The following is a 16,138-nucleotide window of genomic DNA, read 5'->3' as shown; positions in this document are numbered from 1 at the left end:
GATAGGATACCGTTTCCGCGATTCCATCATTTGCCCCATAACGATAGTACTGCCCTGCCTTTTCAACGGTATAAGTGCTTGATTTCATCCCAATTCCGCTGACCCGTATGCAAGAGCCGAGTCATCGTGTTGCGGCTGCGATAGCTCACCGCCTTCGATAGGGTTGACGAAGATTTCACCCGATAACGATTAATATGATCGAAAAGCTGCTCGAGCAGCTGCAAGCGCACGGCCACATAGTCTGAATCCGCAAACCGATTATGCAGCTCGTCGGGATCGCTTGCATGATCGTACAACTCGCCCTCTCCTTGACCGTAATAGACGAGTCTGTAACGATCCGTACGTATGGCATTCACAGTGGACGAATATTTAGGAAACGACCATTCGCAAGCTGTAAACGGTTTGCCGGGGAGTCCCTGCTCAATGACCGGCATCAAGCTTCTTCCCTCGATCTGGGCAGGCGCCGCCACTTCGCATAGCTCACATAACGTAGGGAACAGATCAACGCTCTCCATAATACCGGCCATCTTGCGTCCTGCAGGTCCTCCCGGGTATTTGAGCAGAAACGGAATCCGATGAATCGACTCATAAATGCCAATGTTTTTATTAATAATCCCATGATCGCCGGCAAAATCGCCATGATCAGATGTAAAGATAATAATGGTGTTATCGTATGCTCCCGTTTGCTTCAAATAATCGATCACGCGGCCAATTTGCTCATCGATCCGGGTAATCAGGCTATAGTAGAAAGCAAGCTGTCGCCTTAAATCGGCTTCATTCTCTGGAATGTAGGGGATGCCGCCCCAAGTATCGGCAAGCTGCCGCATGATTTCGGGCTTTCCGGCGAACTTGCTTGCGAACAAGTCACTGACGCTGTCAGGAAGCTCGATCGCATCCGGGTCGTATAACAAACCGCTGTCAAAAGGAACCGTATACGGCTCATGGGGACGTTGAAAGCTCATATGAGCAAAGAACGGTCTCCGCTCATCTCTATTTTTGAGAAACGCGATCGTTTCATCTCCCGTCCACGTTTCCAAGGAATGCTGCTCCGGAATTGGCGATTCGAAAGCACGTACACGACTGCCCGGATGCTCCGGCTTGAGTGTACCCAGATCATATAAATTCGCAATGCCCAAATCATGCAAGTATTTAAAATAGTGATTTTGCAGCGGATCATTGCGATCGCAATCACATAAATCGCAATAACGCAGATGCTCGAACCCTTCCCGATCCCAGGCGCCGACCATATGCGACTTGCCGATCAGCGCCGTCTGGTAGCCTGTGCGGCGAAACACCGCTGACAGCGTATGCTCATTGCGGTCGTTCAGTTCATGAATATCATTGCCTAATATGCCATGCGTATGAGGATATTGTCCTGTAATAAAGCTTGCGCGCGATGGCGCGCAAACCGGATTATTGCAATAGGCTTTCTCGAATAAGACGCCTTCGCCCGCAAGTTGATCCAGGTGCGGCGTCCGAACCTGTCTGCCTGCAACGCCAAAGCACTCGGCATGGAATTGGTCAGCCATGATATAAAGCACATGGGGCCGTTGTTTCAATTGTTTGCTCAATTGTACCCTTCCTTCCCATTTCTTATTTAACCCGCTGCCCGCCTTACTCCAAAGGCAGCTCGCCCAATTCCGGTAACGGCCATAAATCACTGTGGCCTCTAATCTCATTCAGCCGACGCTCCATACGGATGGTAATTTCTGGATACACATCCGCCAGATTATCGGCTTCTGCTTGATCTTCTTCCAATTGATACAGTTCGAGCTTACCCTTGCTGCCTGAGCGAACGGCCTTCCACCCGGTGCGCACATCCAGCAAGGACTGTCTGCTCTTACGGATTTGCCCCATCGAGATAAATTCCCAGTACAGCCATGTGTGCCGCCCCTGCCCAGGAAGATTCAGCAGCGTCGGCACCATCGAGATGCCATCCACATTTCCAGGAACAGCGCCGCCCACAATTTCCGCTAAGGTCGGCATGAAGTCCTGAAATGCACTGATATGATCGGTTACGCCTGAACGAATCGTCCCCGGCCATCTGACAAGCAGCGGCACGTGAATGCCTCCATCGTATACATCCCGTTTCATACCGCGATACGGCCCCGAGCTGCCGAAGAAGCGAACCATATCCGCGATTTCGCGCTTGTACTCGCTGCCGGGACCGTGATCGCTCGTTAAGATCACAAGCGTCTGCTCATCGATCTTCAACTCTTGAAGCAAATCAAGCAGCCTGCCGATATCCCGGTCCATCCGGGTAATCATGGCCGCATAATTTCGGTAAGCTTCAGGCCAGTCCATGTCGCTGTAAGGCTCGTTATCCGGCGGATTATAGGGGTTGTGCGGTGTCGTATAGGCCAGATAAAGGAAAAAAGGCCGATCCCAATCCCGCTTGACCCAATCCAGCGCTTCCTGCGTAAACAAGTCGTGGCTGTAAGCCCCTTCAGGGGTCTTTACCAGCTTCTCGTTGCGCCATAGAGACTCCGGGTAATAATCGTGCGCCACCCGATGCGAATCGTAGCCATAAAAATAATCGAACCCTTTGTGGGTCGGATATCCGCTGCTTCCCGCCTTGCCAAGCCCCCATTTTCCGATGCACGCTGTCTCGTAGCCGACCTCCTTTAATACTTCCGTAAGGATCGTATCCTCCGGTCGCAGCGGCACATCATTGCCCTGCGACGGATTTCCTTTAATATAACCATTCCCTTGGTGCTGTCCTGTCATCAAACAAGCGCGGGAGGGTCCGCAAACCGGCCCTCCCGAGTAATGTCTTGTAAATCTCATGCCTTCCGCCGCCATTCGATCGAGGTGGGGCGTCTGAATGAGCTTTTGCCCGTATGCGCCTAAATCTCCATAACCAAGGTCATCCGCCAATATGAAAATGATGTTGGGCTGAGACATCGCACGCACCTCCTCTGTTCCTTCATCGGCCCTTATTTTTTCTTTTTCGCCTCGTAAGCCGTTTGATAAATCGCGAGCAGCTTAGGCAAGTTCAACGTGTTCAATTGCTTGATATACGCATCCCAATCTTTGTCGATATTCAAATCCCCGGTTACAAAACGCGCCATCGATTCCCCGACATAGGCTCCAATCGAGTTCGAGTAATCGACAACCTGCTTGCTTTGGTCCACATCCATGAATAGTGTAGGGATGATCGTATCCGCTTTCTGCTGATAAGGCTCATATTGATTTTTCGTTGCTTCATACAAAATAACGGCTTGCGGCTTAGGCGCTTTAGGGTCCACCGTGGATGTATAGCGCTGAGCATCGTCGGTTGCGAACAATCCCCGCTGATACCAGTTGTTATTGCTCTTTTCTTCCGCAATCGGAGCTAACTGGGTGAACACCGCAGGCTTCCCGTTGGCCCCGATTTCTCCCGGCTGCGGTTTGCGCCAATTGAGGCCTTCCTCGCCTTTTTGCAGCTTCCAGGTGACATCATCGTTATACATAAAATCCGCCCATCTCACGGCAACATCGGGATGCTTGGCCGCTTTCGTTACAATGAATTCTCCAGTAAAGGTCGAGTTAGGGTTATAAGGAGTGATCTGAACACCGCTTGGCCCTTTCAACGGAGCCACAGCCACGTAATCTTTCCATCTTCCGCTTGGACCGCCATATTGCGTAAAGGTGCCTATACCCAACGCGGACGTTGCGCCCAGAATCACTTCCTTCGGATTTTCTCCCAACGCCTTCAGCTGCTTCAAATTCTGGGTTAAGGATTGCTGATCCAGCAGTTTTTCCGTATACAGCTTGTTCAAATATTTCAACCCTTCTTTCCATCCGGGCTGAACAAAAGAAGCTTCAATTTTTCCATTATTCACATACATATGCTGTCCATCTGTAATCGAAAATCCGCCGCCAGTACCGCTTACGCTATTGAGCACGAAGGCATTCATCAAAAATTCATCGATCGTCGTATGATCGCCCCCAATGGAGCCAGACAGAGGTATCTCATCCGCCTTGCCATTGCCGTTCGGGTCCTTCTCCTTAAATGCTTTCAAAACCAGATACAATTCTTCAGGCGTCGTCGGTACCTTTAAATTCAGCTTGTCCAGCCAAGGCTTATACAGCCACAGCTTTTGTCCCATCGAGCACTGGTAGCATTCGGCGACTCGGGGCAACGAATAAATATTGCCGTCCGAGGAAGTAATATCTTCCTTAACCGTCCGAAATTTAGTGAATACCTTCTTGATTTCCACTCCATATTTCTCAATAAGCTTGTTCAGCGGAATAAATATACCTTGCTTGCCGTTGCTTAATTGTTGCGTATTCGACACTCCAAAATTCATGATCACATCGGGATAATCCCCGCTTGCCAGGACGACATTCAATTTAGCTTGTGCCTCCGCTCCTTCGGGGGCCACTTGCCATTCAACGTGCACATTCGTCTGATCTTCCACCCATTTGGTGGCGGAGCTTGTTGGAAAATCGATATTAGGCCGCCCGGTAACAAGCACCTTGAGCGTCGTCTTCTCTTTCGTGATCGGCAAAACTCCCGGCTGGGATACGACCGATTCCGGCTCAGACGGAGTGCTTGCTGCCTTCTCCTCCTGCTTCGTGCACCCGTTTAATACCGTTACAGACAACATAGTCGTGGCTAATAATAGTACACTCGCTCTTTTCATACTCCAGCTCCCTTTATCCTTTTTCATAAATGCTCTAGCCTTTCAGTGATCCGATCATAACTCCTCTAACGAAATGCTTTTGCACAAACGGGTATAAAATAAGCAGTGGAAGCGTCGAGACGACAATTAACGCGTATTTCAAAACGTCCGTCATGCCTTCCAGCCTAGCTGCATCCGACACTTGATCCAGCATATCGGGGGTGACCTGACTTAACACCAGCACCTCCCTCAACACTAGCTGCAGCGGAAATAATTTTGCGTTGGATAAGTAAATTAAAGCATTAAAATATGTATTCCAATGATTGACTGCATAAAACAAAGCATTGACCGCAATAATCGGCGCGGATAGCGGGATGACCATGCGGATCAGAAACTTCAGGTCGCTGCAGCCATCAATCTGAGCCGAATCCAGCACCTCTTGGGGAATCGTCGTCTTGAAGTAGGTTCTTGTTATAATCACATTCCAGACGCTTATCGCTCCGGGGATAATGAGCGCCCATGGCGTATTGACCATCCCCAGCTCTTTGACCACCATATAAGTCGGAATGATTCCCCCGTGAAAAATCATCGTAAACACGAATAACGACATGAACACATTGCGTCCGTAAAAATCCATTCTCGACAGCGGGTAAGCGGCCAGCAGCGTAAATATAATATTGACCGCCGTCCCGACGATGGTGTAATAAAGGGAATTGCCAAAGCCCGTCCACACCTTTTTATACTCGAAAATGGCTTTATACCCGTCCAAGCTAAGATCCACGGGCCATAACCAAACCTTTCCCGCTCCGACGGCCACGGGCGAGCTCACGGAATTGCTAACTACGGCGACGAGTGGATACAGAACCGTAACCGCAAAAAGTGTGAGAATCACGTAGTTCAGCACCGTGAAAACTTTATCTCCCCCTGTTTCGGCCGCATAATTAACCTTCACAACGCATCTCCCCATTCTTTACCATAGGCTTTCCTGCTTGAATTTACGGGCCAGCTGATTGACCGACACCAACAATAGGAGTCCAACCACTGATTTAAAGAGCCCAATCGCCGTCGAATATGAAAAATCAGCAGCGGGCGAAGCGAGGCCAATCTTGTACACCAGCGTATCGATGACTTCGGACGTCTTGATATTCAAAGGATTTTGCATCAGCAGCACCTTTTCAAAGCCGGTATCCAGAAGATTTCCCGTATTGAGAATGAGTAAAATAATGGCCAAGGGCATAATTCCCGGCAGATCGATATGCCAGGCTCTGCGAAATTTGCTCGCTCCGTCAACAACGGCCGCTTCATGAAGCAAAGGATCGATTCCGGCCAGTCCGGCAATATAAATGATGCAGCTAAATCCTAAATTTTGCCAAAGACCCGACCATACGACAAGGGACTGAAAATAGCGAGCCTCGCCCATAAAATGAATCGGTTCCAAGCCGAGCGATTGTATCAAAACATTGACCAGCCCTGTGCGCGGATCGAGCAGCTGCATAATGATGCCTACGATGACGACAACCGATATAAAATGAGGGGCGTACGTAATCATCTGCACCCATTTCTTATATCGCTCGCTCCCCACGTAATTCAAGCTGATTGCCAGTAAAATCGGGAACGGGAAGCCGGCAATTAGTTGGTATATACTGAGGCCCAGCGTATTTTTCAACACCTTGGCAAACTCGCTGGACTGAAAAAAACGCATGAAATTGTCAAAACCGACCCAATCGCTTCCCCAAATTCCTTTCGTAAAGACATAATTACGGAAAGCAATCTGCGCATCCATCATCGGAATGTATTTGAATATTAAAATATACAGCACGGGCAAAAGGATCATGAGATACAGTTGCCAGCCCTTTCTTATCTTGTTCCAGGCTACCCATTTGGACTTGCGCGATAGCTTTGACGGCGTCGAGCTTTGTTCGAGCGCAGTAGCTTTCATCGTTCAGTTCGCCTCCTTCCGTTTATAAGAATTGTGCCGAGCCCTCGTCATGCTTTTGATTTTTTTGATTGGACCTGTAACGAGAAGGAGAAATTCCATAAAAGTTGGAAAAGGATCTGGAAAAGGAAAACAGATCAGGATACCCTAAAGATAAGGCGATTTCCGTTATGGAAAACGATTCGCTCTCCAGCATCTCCGCAGCCCGTTCCATTCGCAGCTTCGTTAAAAATTGCTGAGGACTGGTGCCCACCCGGCGTGTAAATTCGCTATAAAAATGAGAACGGTGCACAGATGCAAATTCCACCACTTTAGCGACCGAGATGCCCTCCATGTAATGCGTTTGCATATACTGAAGACTTCTTTGCAGCCAGCCGTCTTTGGCCTCGTCCGTGCTTCCCTGCGATTGGGAGCGGTCTAGCAGGCTGAACAAATGATACAGCTTCGCTTGTAGCAGCAATTCCTCCTGGCCTCTCGGGTCGCGCATGAGGTAGATCAAATCTTTGACAGTTCCTTCGCATTCCGAGTTCATTCGCTTTCGCAAATAGGGATGCTGAGGCATAAAGCCTACCCGCTCCAGCAAAGCTTCGATTTGCGGTCCATCCAACGCCAGCCAACACATTCTCAGCGCTTCATCGGACCGCGGCAATGGGTGAATCCAGTAGTTATACATTATGTTTGGATAAAGACAAAACACATCCCCTTTATCCAGATGAACGGTTTGCCCACCATGGGCGAGGGCTAGTGAACCGCTCAACACAAAGTGCAAGGAATAACATTCGATTACTCTCGGACCTACGGCATAATTCGGTTTCGCCAAATTTTGCCCCGCTCGAATCGCCCAGAGGCCTCCATTGTGTTCCCATTCGGTCGGCGTATGATACAAGCGCTCCGCATATTCATATGCATATTCTTTCATAGCCATTTCCTCTGATCCTGCTGAAATCGATGGACTGAATCCGTGTCCAGCTCTGGCTTGCAAGATCGAATTCCATTACTCATGACTAGGCCAGCCTCCCCGTCGAAACCTATCATCTTTATCTCATCCTTGGCGATAACAGTAGCATGTCTTCACAATCTCCCAAACTTAAATCACACTATTCCTATAAGATTTTATTAATTGCCTTTTATCTTAATACATCGCACTCAAAAAATAAATATCATTTTGATCAGTTTGATTTATCATTTTGTCCATAATCCTGTACAAAAGAGCATCTGTACAACGATTACTTCGTTAGTGAAAAAAATATTGACCAAAAACTCAACATACCCGAAGCTCAGGCAAGAAGTTTACAGAAGCAGCGTGAGATAGACGGTTTTGAAAAACATAAGCGAGTGCCTCCTTTTTGGAAAAGCGTAGCGCTGTAAACATTTTCGCGTCAATTATCTTGCTGAAAGCATTTGTTCTTGTGTTTGGAGACGGAAAAAGGCAAGGCGAGGTAGACCGGTAAACTTTGGCAAGGGTGGCTCAGCGGTTGGAAGCATACAGAAGAACAATGGCAAGGGTAGATTGGAGAGCAGCGGCAGATTATGTTGGCGGAGTGACTCTGGACAAGCCAACCTCTTTACCTGATCTCACCAACCTTTGTTCGAGGGAATTTGAATACACAAAAAGCCACTCCGAGGAGTGGCTTGAACTTTAAAGTAATGGCGCGCCCGATACGATTCGAACGTACGACCTGCAGTTTAGGAAACTGACGCTCTATCCTGCTGAGCTACGGGCGCGCGATAAGCATTAGTTTACCACAAAACGTCGAAGGAAAAAAGTGCTTGCGTTTTTTTCGGATAGCCCCGTATAATCTACTGTATTTCAGCTGCTTTACTTAAGCTCCACTGCCCTTACAAACGAAGCCTCCTGCACAATCGGAAGCAATTGCTCCACTCTGTAGGAGCCCGGAAACCTTACAATCATCTCCAACATAAGCTCATCCGAGTCGATTCCATTACTTTCAGCATGAAAGCTAAGAATCGTTATGTTTTTTTCTTCAAGCAGCTGTTGAATTTTATACGTTGCCCCCGTCTCATTCGTAAGCCGAATAATCAATTGTTCGGTTTTGGGGGAGGCGAGCCAGTTGAAACGACCATGCAATAGCTTTTGAGCGAGAAGAATAATTAGGGTCACGCCCCCGCCTAGTATATATAACCCGGCTCCAATAGCCATCCCCACCCCTGCAGTAGCCCATATGCCGGCTGCGGTTGTGAGCCCTTTTATAGTCTGCCGCTGCATAAAGATCATGCCGGCTCCCAGAAATCCTACTCCGCTCACCACCTGAGCAGCAATACGCGATGGATCGAACGCTACATTATCCCATCCGTTTTGGTCCTGAAATCCGTATTTTGAAATAACCATCATAAGACAAGCACCAAGTGCCACAACAAAATGTGTACGAATGCCCGCCTCCTTCATTCGGTTTTTACGCTCATAGCCAACAAGCGCACCGCAAATTCCAGCTAGAATAACCCGCAGCAAATACTCATATTGCATAATTATCAGCCTCCATAATGCTAGTATTTATTAATGAGTGCGTTGCCAAATCAGCAGGCAGCAGCACGAATAAGGAAATGAGTCTTATTAATGTACTAATTTTGTGTATTCCATATTACACCTGCCCCTCAGTTAAATAAAGTTCTGCGAGCTTTTTAACTATGCTCCTTAAGGACAATTGACAATTCCCTTACCAAAGGTTTACTTTTTTTATACCCATTACTGCAGTCCTCTCGAAGGGAGTGGAATATGAGAAAATCCTTTATTCGCCATTTGAAACCGGTTTCATTCCAAAGCAAGCTGTTGATGTCCTATATCATGATTATTATGATTTCCGTACTAGCGGCTCTACTTATCTACGGGGTCAATTTGTACAAACAAACCAAAGGCTACTATGAAGATTTACTGAACGAATTTAGCAATAGGACCAACGTGATCATAAGTGACTTTATTTCTAATGTTTCGCTGAACTCCTTCTTTTATTTAACCGATCCCAAGCTGCAATCCATTTTAACCAAGAGGTATCAGCTGGAAAGCAGAGAGCATGTGGAGGATACCCTCTACGTTCAGAGAGCAATGGATCAATTGGTGCTGATGAATGGGAATATTTCAACAATTTCAGTTATGGCCCCCAACGGACGCGTCTACACCAGCATGTCGGCCTTCGAGCCCGGAATGAAGCAAACTATCGATAAAATGAACAAACAAGAGCTGCTTAATGGCAATATAGTCATCTCCCCTCCTTACGAAAACAATACAAAAGGGAATAAGGATAAACAAATTTCTATAGTCAGATATTTAACCGATATCAATATAAATAAAACTATTGAAAGCTATGCGAAAATAGATATCCGATTTAGAGCTCTCCAAAACATCCTTGGGGGTATTGCCAATTCGAATAATGAGCTGGGGACAATCGTGATAATGGATGGCAAGGTTATTTACCATTCCAATCTTCCAACCGAAACTCTAGACAGCAAAGAAACGCAGGACATTGCGGCCTTTTTTGACAATCAACTGAGTGATGGGAAAAAGTTTCAGAAGCTGTACATGAACCAAGAATCGTATTTATTTAGCGCCCGAGTCAACGACATGACCAAATGGAAAGTTATCCATTACATCCCGACAAGGCTGATCGATCAAGCATTCCTGAACAATACGCGGAATTATATTTTGCTAAGCTTCATTTCTTTGATCACTGCCTTTATTCTCGCCTTATTTTTCTCCAAACGGTTTATTAAACCCATACATAAATTGAACAGCGAAATGAAGCTGGTTGACTCCGGATATTTGGACCGAGTACCCATTCACGAGAACCGTGTAGACGAAATAAGTCGGCTGGTAACCAGCTACAACGAAATGATTCACCGCCTCAAGGAAAGTCGCGAGCTCGAGATTATTTCCGGTCAGCTGCAGAAACGCGCGGAGATGAACATGCTTCAAGCGCAAATTAATCCGCATTTTCTGTACAATACATTAAATGTCATTCATTCCGTAGCCGAGTTAAATAGAGTCAGCGATATTTCGACTATGGCAAGGTCTTTATCCGATATGTATCGGTATAACATCAAAACCGGTGACGAAGCAACGATTCACAATGAACTGGAACAAATCAAAAATTATATCAGTATTCAGCAAATCCGCTTTTTAGGTAAATTTCAAGTTGTGTATGAGATAGAGGAGGATCTGTTTCCTTATAAAATATTGAAGTTTTTGCTTCAGCCCTTAGTTGAAAACTCCTTCTATCATGGGCTGGAGCCCAAAGGAGGCAAAGGAACTCTAATTATCTCCATCACCAAAAAAGGACATCTGCTCCATATCAGAGTTGAGGATGACGGAGTCGGCATGAGCGACCAGAAGCTGGCTGAACTAAACGATATTTTCACAAATCCGTTCCAGACTGCAAGCCTGGACTCCAAGGATAATTTCGGGTTGCGCAATGTCCATGCCAGAATTAAAAATTTCTACGGTGAAGACTATTGGATTAAGCTGAGCAGTGAGCTGCAAACAGGAACTTGTATCGAAATGACCATTCCGGGAGTGAAGGAGATGAATGCTGATGAAAATACTGGTGGTCGATGACGAATTTTTTGCTAGAAAAGCGCTGGTCCAAATGATTCAGGATTGGAATCCGCATGTGATTGTGTATGAAGCGGAGGATGGCCGGGAAGCTATGGAGCTGCTTAATAACGTTAAGCCCAACCTCGTATTATCAGATATTCGCATGCCCTTCCTGGATGGGATCGAGCTGGCCGCTTTCATATACGAGCACCACCCGGATACGGCCAACATTATAATCAGCGGGTACGATGATTTTAAATATGCTCAGCAGGCAATTCGTTACAAAGTAGAGCATTATTTATTGAAGCCCGTAGATAAGGAGCATATATGGACTTTATTGGAGCAATACAGGGATAAAGTCGTCATGTCCACTGAAAAAAGACTGGAGGACAGCTTTGCCGCATTATTATACGAGGGGACTCCAAGCAAGTTCATCCCTCTGGATATAGAGGTTGTCGATCGATACGCTATTGCGATCCTCCGAATGAATGTTAATTATAAAGATGATATAAAACAAGCTGTGAAACGGCTGCTGTCAGCGGCCCAGCTGCGAACTATTATCGTTGGAGATAGGCGGTATGCAGATATGCTCGTCGTGTGGATGTATGATTCGGGAGGAACTTCCCCAATAGCAGAATGGATAGGGAAACATCGGGAGTTTTTTAAGCAAATGATCAGAGATTCCTCTCAATCAAGTGAATATAGCTTATCTGTCGGACTAAGCAGCGTACATACGAATATTACGGAACTTGCAGCATCTTATAAAGAGGCTAAAACCGCTCTGCTCTACAGACTGATCTCTGGGGAAAATCAAGTTTATGACGCCGCATTTGCTTGTAGGAACCGTCCTTATAACTATGCCGCTATCGATGAGTGGATTTCCTGCCTGCACCAGAAGCTGATGAAGGGTCAGACGACAGACGCTGCTGATACGTTGCGCCATTTTATGACGGAAGCCGCCCAGCATAATTTATCGGTAAACGTGCTTCATGATATGTGTGCCAAAGTTACAGCAATGTTAAATTCAGTTATTGAGCTAATGAATACAAGAAATGAAGCAGCTGAAGTTTTCCTGCAGCAAATTGATCTGCATGAATATCATTCCGTGGAAGGCATAGCCGAGGAGTTTGCCCAGGTGATAGCGAAGCTCGGTGAGCGTCTATTGCAGAGCAGAATTAAAACAGACATGATCGAGGACATCAAAAATTACATGCTGCACAACTACAAACAAGATATCCTGCTAGAAGATTTGGCCAAAAATATGTATTTTACAGATCCAGCTTATTTAAGCCGTCTATTTAAGAAAAAAACCGGGATGGGCTTCTCCCAATTTCTGCTCTCTGTGCGAATGCTGAAGGCTAAATCGATGCTCGAAAATGATACTACTTTGACTGTAGCTGAGGTAGCAAGTGCGGTGGGCTTTAATGATTATTCCTACTTTATCCAGATGTACAAGAAAAGCTTTGGCGAAACGCCCGGAAAATATAAAAGCGGCAATAAGCAGCCCGACGCTTAATAGTCATTTTTCTCATACTCATAAAGTCATCTATCTCATATTTCATAGTGACATCCTTAAATATACTTGGAATATCAGCAAACGAAAGGGGTCAAATAAAAATGAGAGTAGCAGGAAAATGGACTTCTGTCCTATTAGCTTCAGCTTTAGTAATTGTAACCGCTTGCTCCAATGATAGCTCTGGCGGAGCTGGTACGAGTAAGGATGGCAAAGCCGAAAGCCCCGGGGCAGCACCCGCAGCAAGCGGCCAAAAGGTAAAAATTGAGTACTTCCAAATGAAATCCGAAATGGTCGATGTAGTCAATGAATTAATTAAAGATTTTCAGAGTAAAAATCCTAACATCACCGTTGAGCAGAATAATGTCCCTAATCCGGAAAATGTATGGACCATGCGCGTGTCCACTGATGATGCTCCAGCCGCGTTTACCCATTTCCCTCACAATGCCGTGTTTCAGCAGCTTTCCAAGGAAGGCAGAGTGGTTGACTTGACTGGCGGACCTCTGATGGCTAACGTCTCTCCCGCACTCGCAGACCTTAGTAAAATTGATGGAAAGAACTACTTGGTACCGATTGCCGTAGCCACTCTCGGCGTATACTACAACATCGACATGTTTAATGAATTGGGCTTGCAAATTCCGAAAACCTATGACGAGCTTCTTGCAACCGCTGACAAAATCAAAGCAGCAGGCAAAACGCCTTTCTATTTCCATGATAAGGATTGGAATGGCATCCGTCAGGAAGTCGTATCCAGGATGGGACTTCAAATTCCTGATGTTCAAAATTTTCTCGATAGCGTCATGAAAGGTAAAGCTCATATTACCGATAACGCAGAATTCAAGCCTTTTGCCCAAAAGCTGTACAATCTTAGAAAATACGCTCAGAAGGATGCGCTAGGTACAGGATATGATGACGCTCTTCGTGAGTTTGCCAACGGCAAATCAGCTATGTGGTATACAGGAATTTGGGCGATTCAACCCATCAAAAAGTCCAATCCTAACTTGAAATTCTCGATGTTCCCTATGCCAGCGGCAACAGCGGACAACACCAAGGTCCAAGTATCCGTTGATACGGCAATTGGCATTCCTGCCAAAGGTAAAAATCAACCGGAAGCCAAGAAATTTATCGAATTTATGTCATCCAAGGAAGTTGTTCAGAAGTATGTCGATCTAAGCGGTTATCCTGCAGCCATTAATGGAGTGACTAACAACAATAAGGAAATTACGAGTTTGAGCAATCTGATTGCAGCAGGCAAAGTATATCCTACCATTGAGCGGGTATGGCCGCCGGGAGTAAATGGCGATGTAGGTAAGGCAACCCAGGAAATGTTCGCCACAGGCGATGTTGATGGGTACCTGAAAGCTCTGGATAAGATTTTTTACAATAAGCTAAATCAATAGTTGGAATGATATAAGAAAAGCTTCCGATCGAAGCTCTTTCGATGAAGATACATTCGTGTCTAAGTTGTAGCTTTTCTTGCAATATCCGACCTGTTCAGCTCCGCTGAAAACTTATAGAGTCTGATATTATAAGAAAAGCTTCTGATCGAAGCACTTTCAGGGAAGATACATTCGTGTCTAAGTTGTAGCTTTTCTTGCAATATCCGACTTGTTCAGCTCCGCTGAAAACTTATAGAGTCTGATATTATAAACATAGCCCCCGAGGCAAGCAGATCCGTGTCCAGGGGGTTTTTCTATGATTTCAATTAGGTTAGAACGTATGGAGGTGGACTATGGAGGTTGTACCCAATACAGGGCTCTCTGTAAAAAAGAAAAAGTCGATAACTGCAAGCAAGGCAGGGCTCATTTTCTTTTTGCTCACATTGCCCACCCTATTGTTATATATTGTTTTTTTTCTGTTCCCGGTAGGGATGGGATTCTTCTACAGCATGACGAATTGGGACGGCTTTTCCAAATCGTTTCGTTTCGTTGGGCTGAATAACTACATTAACATTATGAAAGACAGCCGATTTATCGATTCCATGAAATTTACTTTCCTCTATACATCTCTGGTCGTTGTCATTAAACTGCTGATCGCGTTAGTATTGGCCATTTTATTAAGCGGCAGCCTGAAGCTTCGCGGTTTCTTCCGGTCCATATTTTTCTTTCCAGCCGTATTAAGCATGCTTACAGTCGGCCTAATTTTCAATCAAGTCTTTTATTCCGTACTTCCTCATTTAGGAGAGGCGCTTTCCCTGGAGTGGCTGTCCAAAAACATACTGGGAAATAAAAATACTGCCATGTATGGAATTGCCCTTACGAATATATGGCATGGAATTGCAACGCCAATGGTTATCTTTATTGCAGGACTTTCGAGTGTTCCCAAAGATTTAAAAGAAGCCGCTGTCATTGATGGGGCAACCCCGGTACAACGCTTTTTCTCTGTCACGGTCCCCTTCCTGATCCCGATGCTGACGGTTAATTTAGTCATTGCCATCAAAGGTGCTCTCACCGTGTTCGATTATATCGTCGCTATGACGGATGGTGGTCCTGCACATGCGACGGAGTCGATGGGCTTCCTGATCTATAAGCATGGGATGACGGAGATGAAATTCGGCTACGGTACCGCGGAAGCCATCTATGTGTTCCTGATGATAGCTACGATTTCCTTTATCCAAATCAAATTGTTGAACCGCAAGGAGGCCGGACAGCTGTGAGGACTAGCGTAATATCTCGGACAATGTCCTATCTCGTACTCGTAGTTGGTATGTGCTTTGTGCTCGCACCCTTGTATTTGACTCTGACCATCGCTATGAAAACAACAGCCGAAACTGCAAAAAGCTTTTTTGCTCTGCCTTCCAGCTTCTATATGGGCAATTTCGTTGAGGTCATTCATAAAGCTAATTTCTTTAAGTTTGTGGGAAATTCCGTCTATGTAACTATACTTTCTATCTTGCTCATGCTGCTGTTGATTCCAATGGTCTCTTACGCTATTTCGCGGAATTTTTCCAAGCCCTACTATAAATTTTTATATTTATTTGTGATGTCCGGCATTTTCGTTCCGTTCCAAGCCATTATGCTTCCCATATACAGACATATGAGCAATCTAAAGCTGTTGGATCAAAACGGACTTATCGTAATGTATGTTACATTGGCCTTTGCTCAAGGCATATTCTTATGTGTCGGGTTTCTCAAAAATATACCGTTGGAGCTTGACGAAGCTTCCAAAATAGACGGCAGCGGGGTATGGACGACTTTTACACGGATTATATACCCACTTATGCTGCCTATCATCGCTACCGTTCTGATCTTGAACAGCTTGTGGATCTGGAACGACTTCCAGCTCCCCTTAATCATTCTGAACCGTCATCCGGATTATTGGACGCTGCCGCTCTTCATTTATAATTTCAAAAGTGAGTATGCTTTCAATTACAATTTGGCATTTGCCGGTTTCTTTATTTCAATGCTCCCGATTATTATTTTATATGGCTTTACTCAAAAGTATATTATTGGGGGGCTTACGGAAGGAGCGCTTAAATAATGGTCAACCAGCACATCGGGCTACAAACAAGCCGTGCTCTGACCATTGCTCATAGG

At 45.8% G+C, this 16,138-nt stretch carries 13 protein-coding genes and 1 tRNA gene; 6 read left to right on the top strand and 8 right to left on the bottom strand.

Annotated elements, in window-relative coordinates; genetic code table 11:
• Positions 1-62 precede the first annotated feature (62 nt).
• The 6 genes from NV381_RS13700 to NV381_RS13675 are packed head-to-tail and all read right to left on the bottom strand — an operon-like array spanning position 63 to position 7,462.
• Positions 63-1,679, bottom strand: coding sequence for a sulfatase-like hydrolase/transferase (locus NV381_RS13700; RefSeq protein ID WP_258213857.1), 1,617 nt, complete (start codon positions 1,677-1,679; stop codon positions 63-65).
• On the bottom strand, positions 1,615-2,904 hold the full coding sequence (locus tag NV381_RS13695) for an arylsulfatase (RefSeq protein WP_258213856.1): 1,290 nt from the start codon (positions 2,902-2,904) through the stop codon (positions 1,615-1,617). The genes NV381_RS13700 and NV381_RS13695 overlap by 65 nt, the downstream gene beginning before the upstream one ends.
• Before the next feature lie 32 nt (positions 2,905-2,936).
• Complete coding sequence (locus NV381_RS13690) at positions 2,937-4,628, bottom strand: extracellular solute-binding protein (protein ID WP_258213855.1); 1,692 nt, start codon at positions 4,626-4,628, stop codon at positions 2,937-2,939.
• A 34-nt stretch (positions 4,629-4,662) separates the two neighbouring features.
• Complete coding sequence (locus tag NV381_RS13685; RefSeq protein ID WP_258213854.1) at positions 4,663-5,574, bottom strand: carbohydrate ABC transporter permease; 912 nt, start codon at positions 5,572-5,574, stop codon at positions 4,663-4,665.
• Between the two features lie 3 nt (positions 5,575-5,577).
• On the bottom strand, positions 5,578-6,546 hold the full coding sequence (locus tag NV381_RS13680; protein ID WP_258213853.1) for an ABC transporter permease: 969 nt from the start codon (positions 6,544-6,546) through the stop codon (positions 5,578-5,580).
• Between the two features lie 22 nt (positions 6,547-6,568).
• On the bottom strand, positions 6,569-7,462 hold the full coding sequence (locus tag NV381_RS13675) for a helix-turn-helix transcriptional regulator (RefSeq protein WP_258213852.1): 894 nt from the start codon (positions 7,460-7,462) through the stop codon (positions 6,569-6,571).
• Between the two features lie 556 nt (positions 7,463-8,018).
• Here NV381_RS13675 and NV381_RS13670 point away from each other — a divergent pair.
• Positions 8,019-8,186 carry a hypothetical protein gene (locus NV381_RS13670; RefSeq protein WP_258213851.1) on the top strand — a complete coding sequence of 56 codons (168 nt, stop codon included), beginning with the start codon at positions 8,019-8,021 and terminating at the stop codon, positions 8,184-8,186.
• A gap of 5 nt (positions 8,187-8,191) precedes the next feature.
• Here the strand turns inward: NV381_RS13670 and NV381_RS13665 are convergent.
• Together NV381_RS13665 and NV381_RS13660 are read right to left on the bottom strand one after the other, a co-directional pair.
• Positions 8,192-8,268 (bottom strand) — tRNA-Arg (locus NV381_RS13665).
• Between the two features lie 94 nt (positions 8,269-8,362).
• On the bottom strand, positions 8,363-9,028 hold the full coding sequence (locus tag NV381_RS13660; protein ID WP_419182268.1) for an MgtC/SapB family protein: 666 nt from the start codon (positions 9,026-9,028) through the stop codon (positions 8,363-8,365).
• Positions 9,029-9,277: 249 nt separating this feature from the next.
• On the opposite strand from NV381_RS13660, the gene NV381_RS13655 reads away from it, so the two are divergent.
• From NV381_RS13655 to NV381_RS13635, 5 genes are all read left to right on the top strand, one after another.
• Positions 9,278-11,110: a sensor histidine kinase gene (locus tag NV381_RS13655; RefSeq protein ID WP_258213850.1), complete on the top strand. Its 1,833-nt coding sequence runs from the start codon at positions 9,278-9,280 to the stop codon at positions 11,108-11,110.
• The gene (locus tag NV381_RS13650) at positions 11,088-12,605 is read left to right on the top strand and encodes a response regulator (RefSeq protein WP_258213849.1); all 1,518 of its coding nucleotides are present in this window, start codon (positions 11,088-11,090) and stop codon (positions 12,603-12,605) included. The genes NV381_RS13655 and NV381_RS13650 overlap by 23 nt, the downstream gene beginning before the upstream one ends.
• Before the next feature lie 101 nt (positions 12,606-12,706).
• The gene (locus NV381_RS13645; RefSeq protein WP_258213848.1) at positions 12,707-14,002 is read left to right on the top strand and encodes an ABC transporter substrate-binding protein; all 1,296 of its coding nucleotides are present in this window, start codon (positions 12,707-12,709) and stop codon (positions 14,000-14,002) included.
• A 332-nt stretch (positions 14,003-14,334) separates the two neighbouring features.
• Positions 14,335-15,258, top strand: coding sequence for a carbohydrate ABC transporter permease (locus NV381_RS13640; RefSeq protein WP_258213847.1), 924 nt, complete (start codon positions 14,335-14,337; stop codon positions 15,256-15,258).
• Positions 15,255-16,082 carry a carbohydrate ABC transporter permease gene (locus NV381_RS13635; protein ID WP_258213846.1) on the top strand — a complete coding sequence of 276 codons (828 nt, stop codon included), beginning with the start codon at positions 15,255-15,257 and terminating at the stop codon, positions 16,080-16,082. The genes NV381_RS13640 and NV381_RS13635 overlap by 4 nt, the downstream gene beginning before the upstream one ends.
• Positions 16,083-16,138 lie beyond the last annotated feature (56 nt).

Origin of the sequence: Paenibacillus radicis (ex Xue et al. 2023), assembly GCF_024722015.1 — a bacterium.
Lineage (GTDB): Bacteria > Bacillota > Bacilli > Paenibacillales > NBRC-103111 > Paenibacillus_S.
The sequence above is the reverse complement of the archived record's forward strand: the minus strand, read 5'-3'. Positions and strand labels throughout refer to the sequence as shown.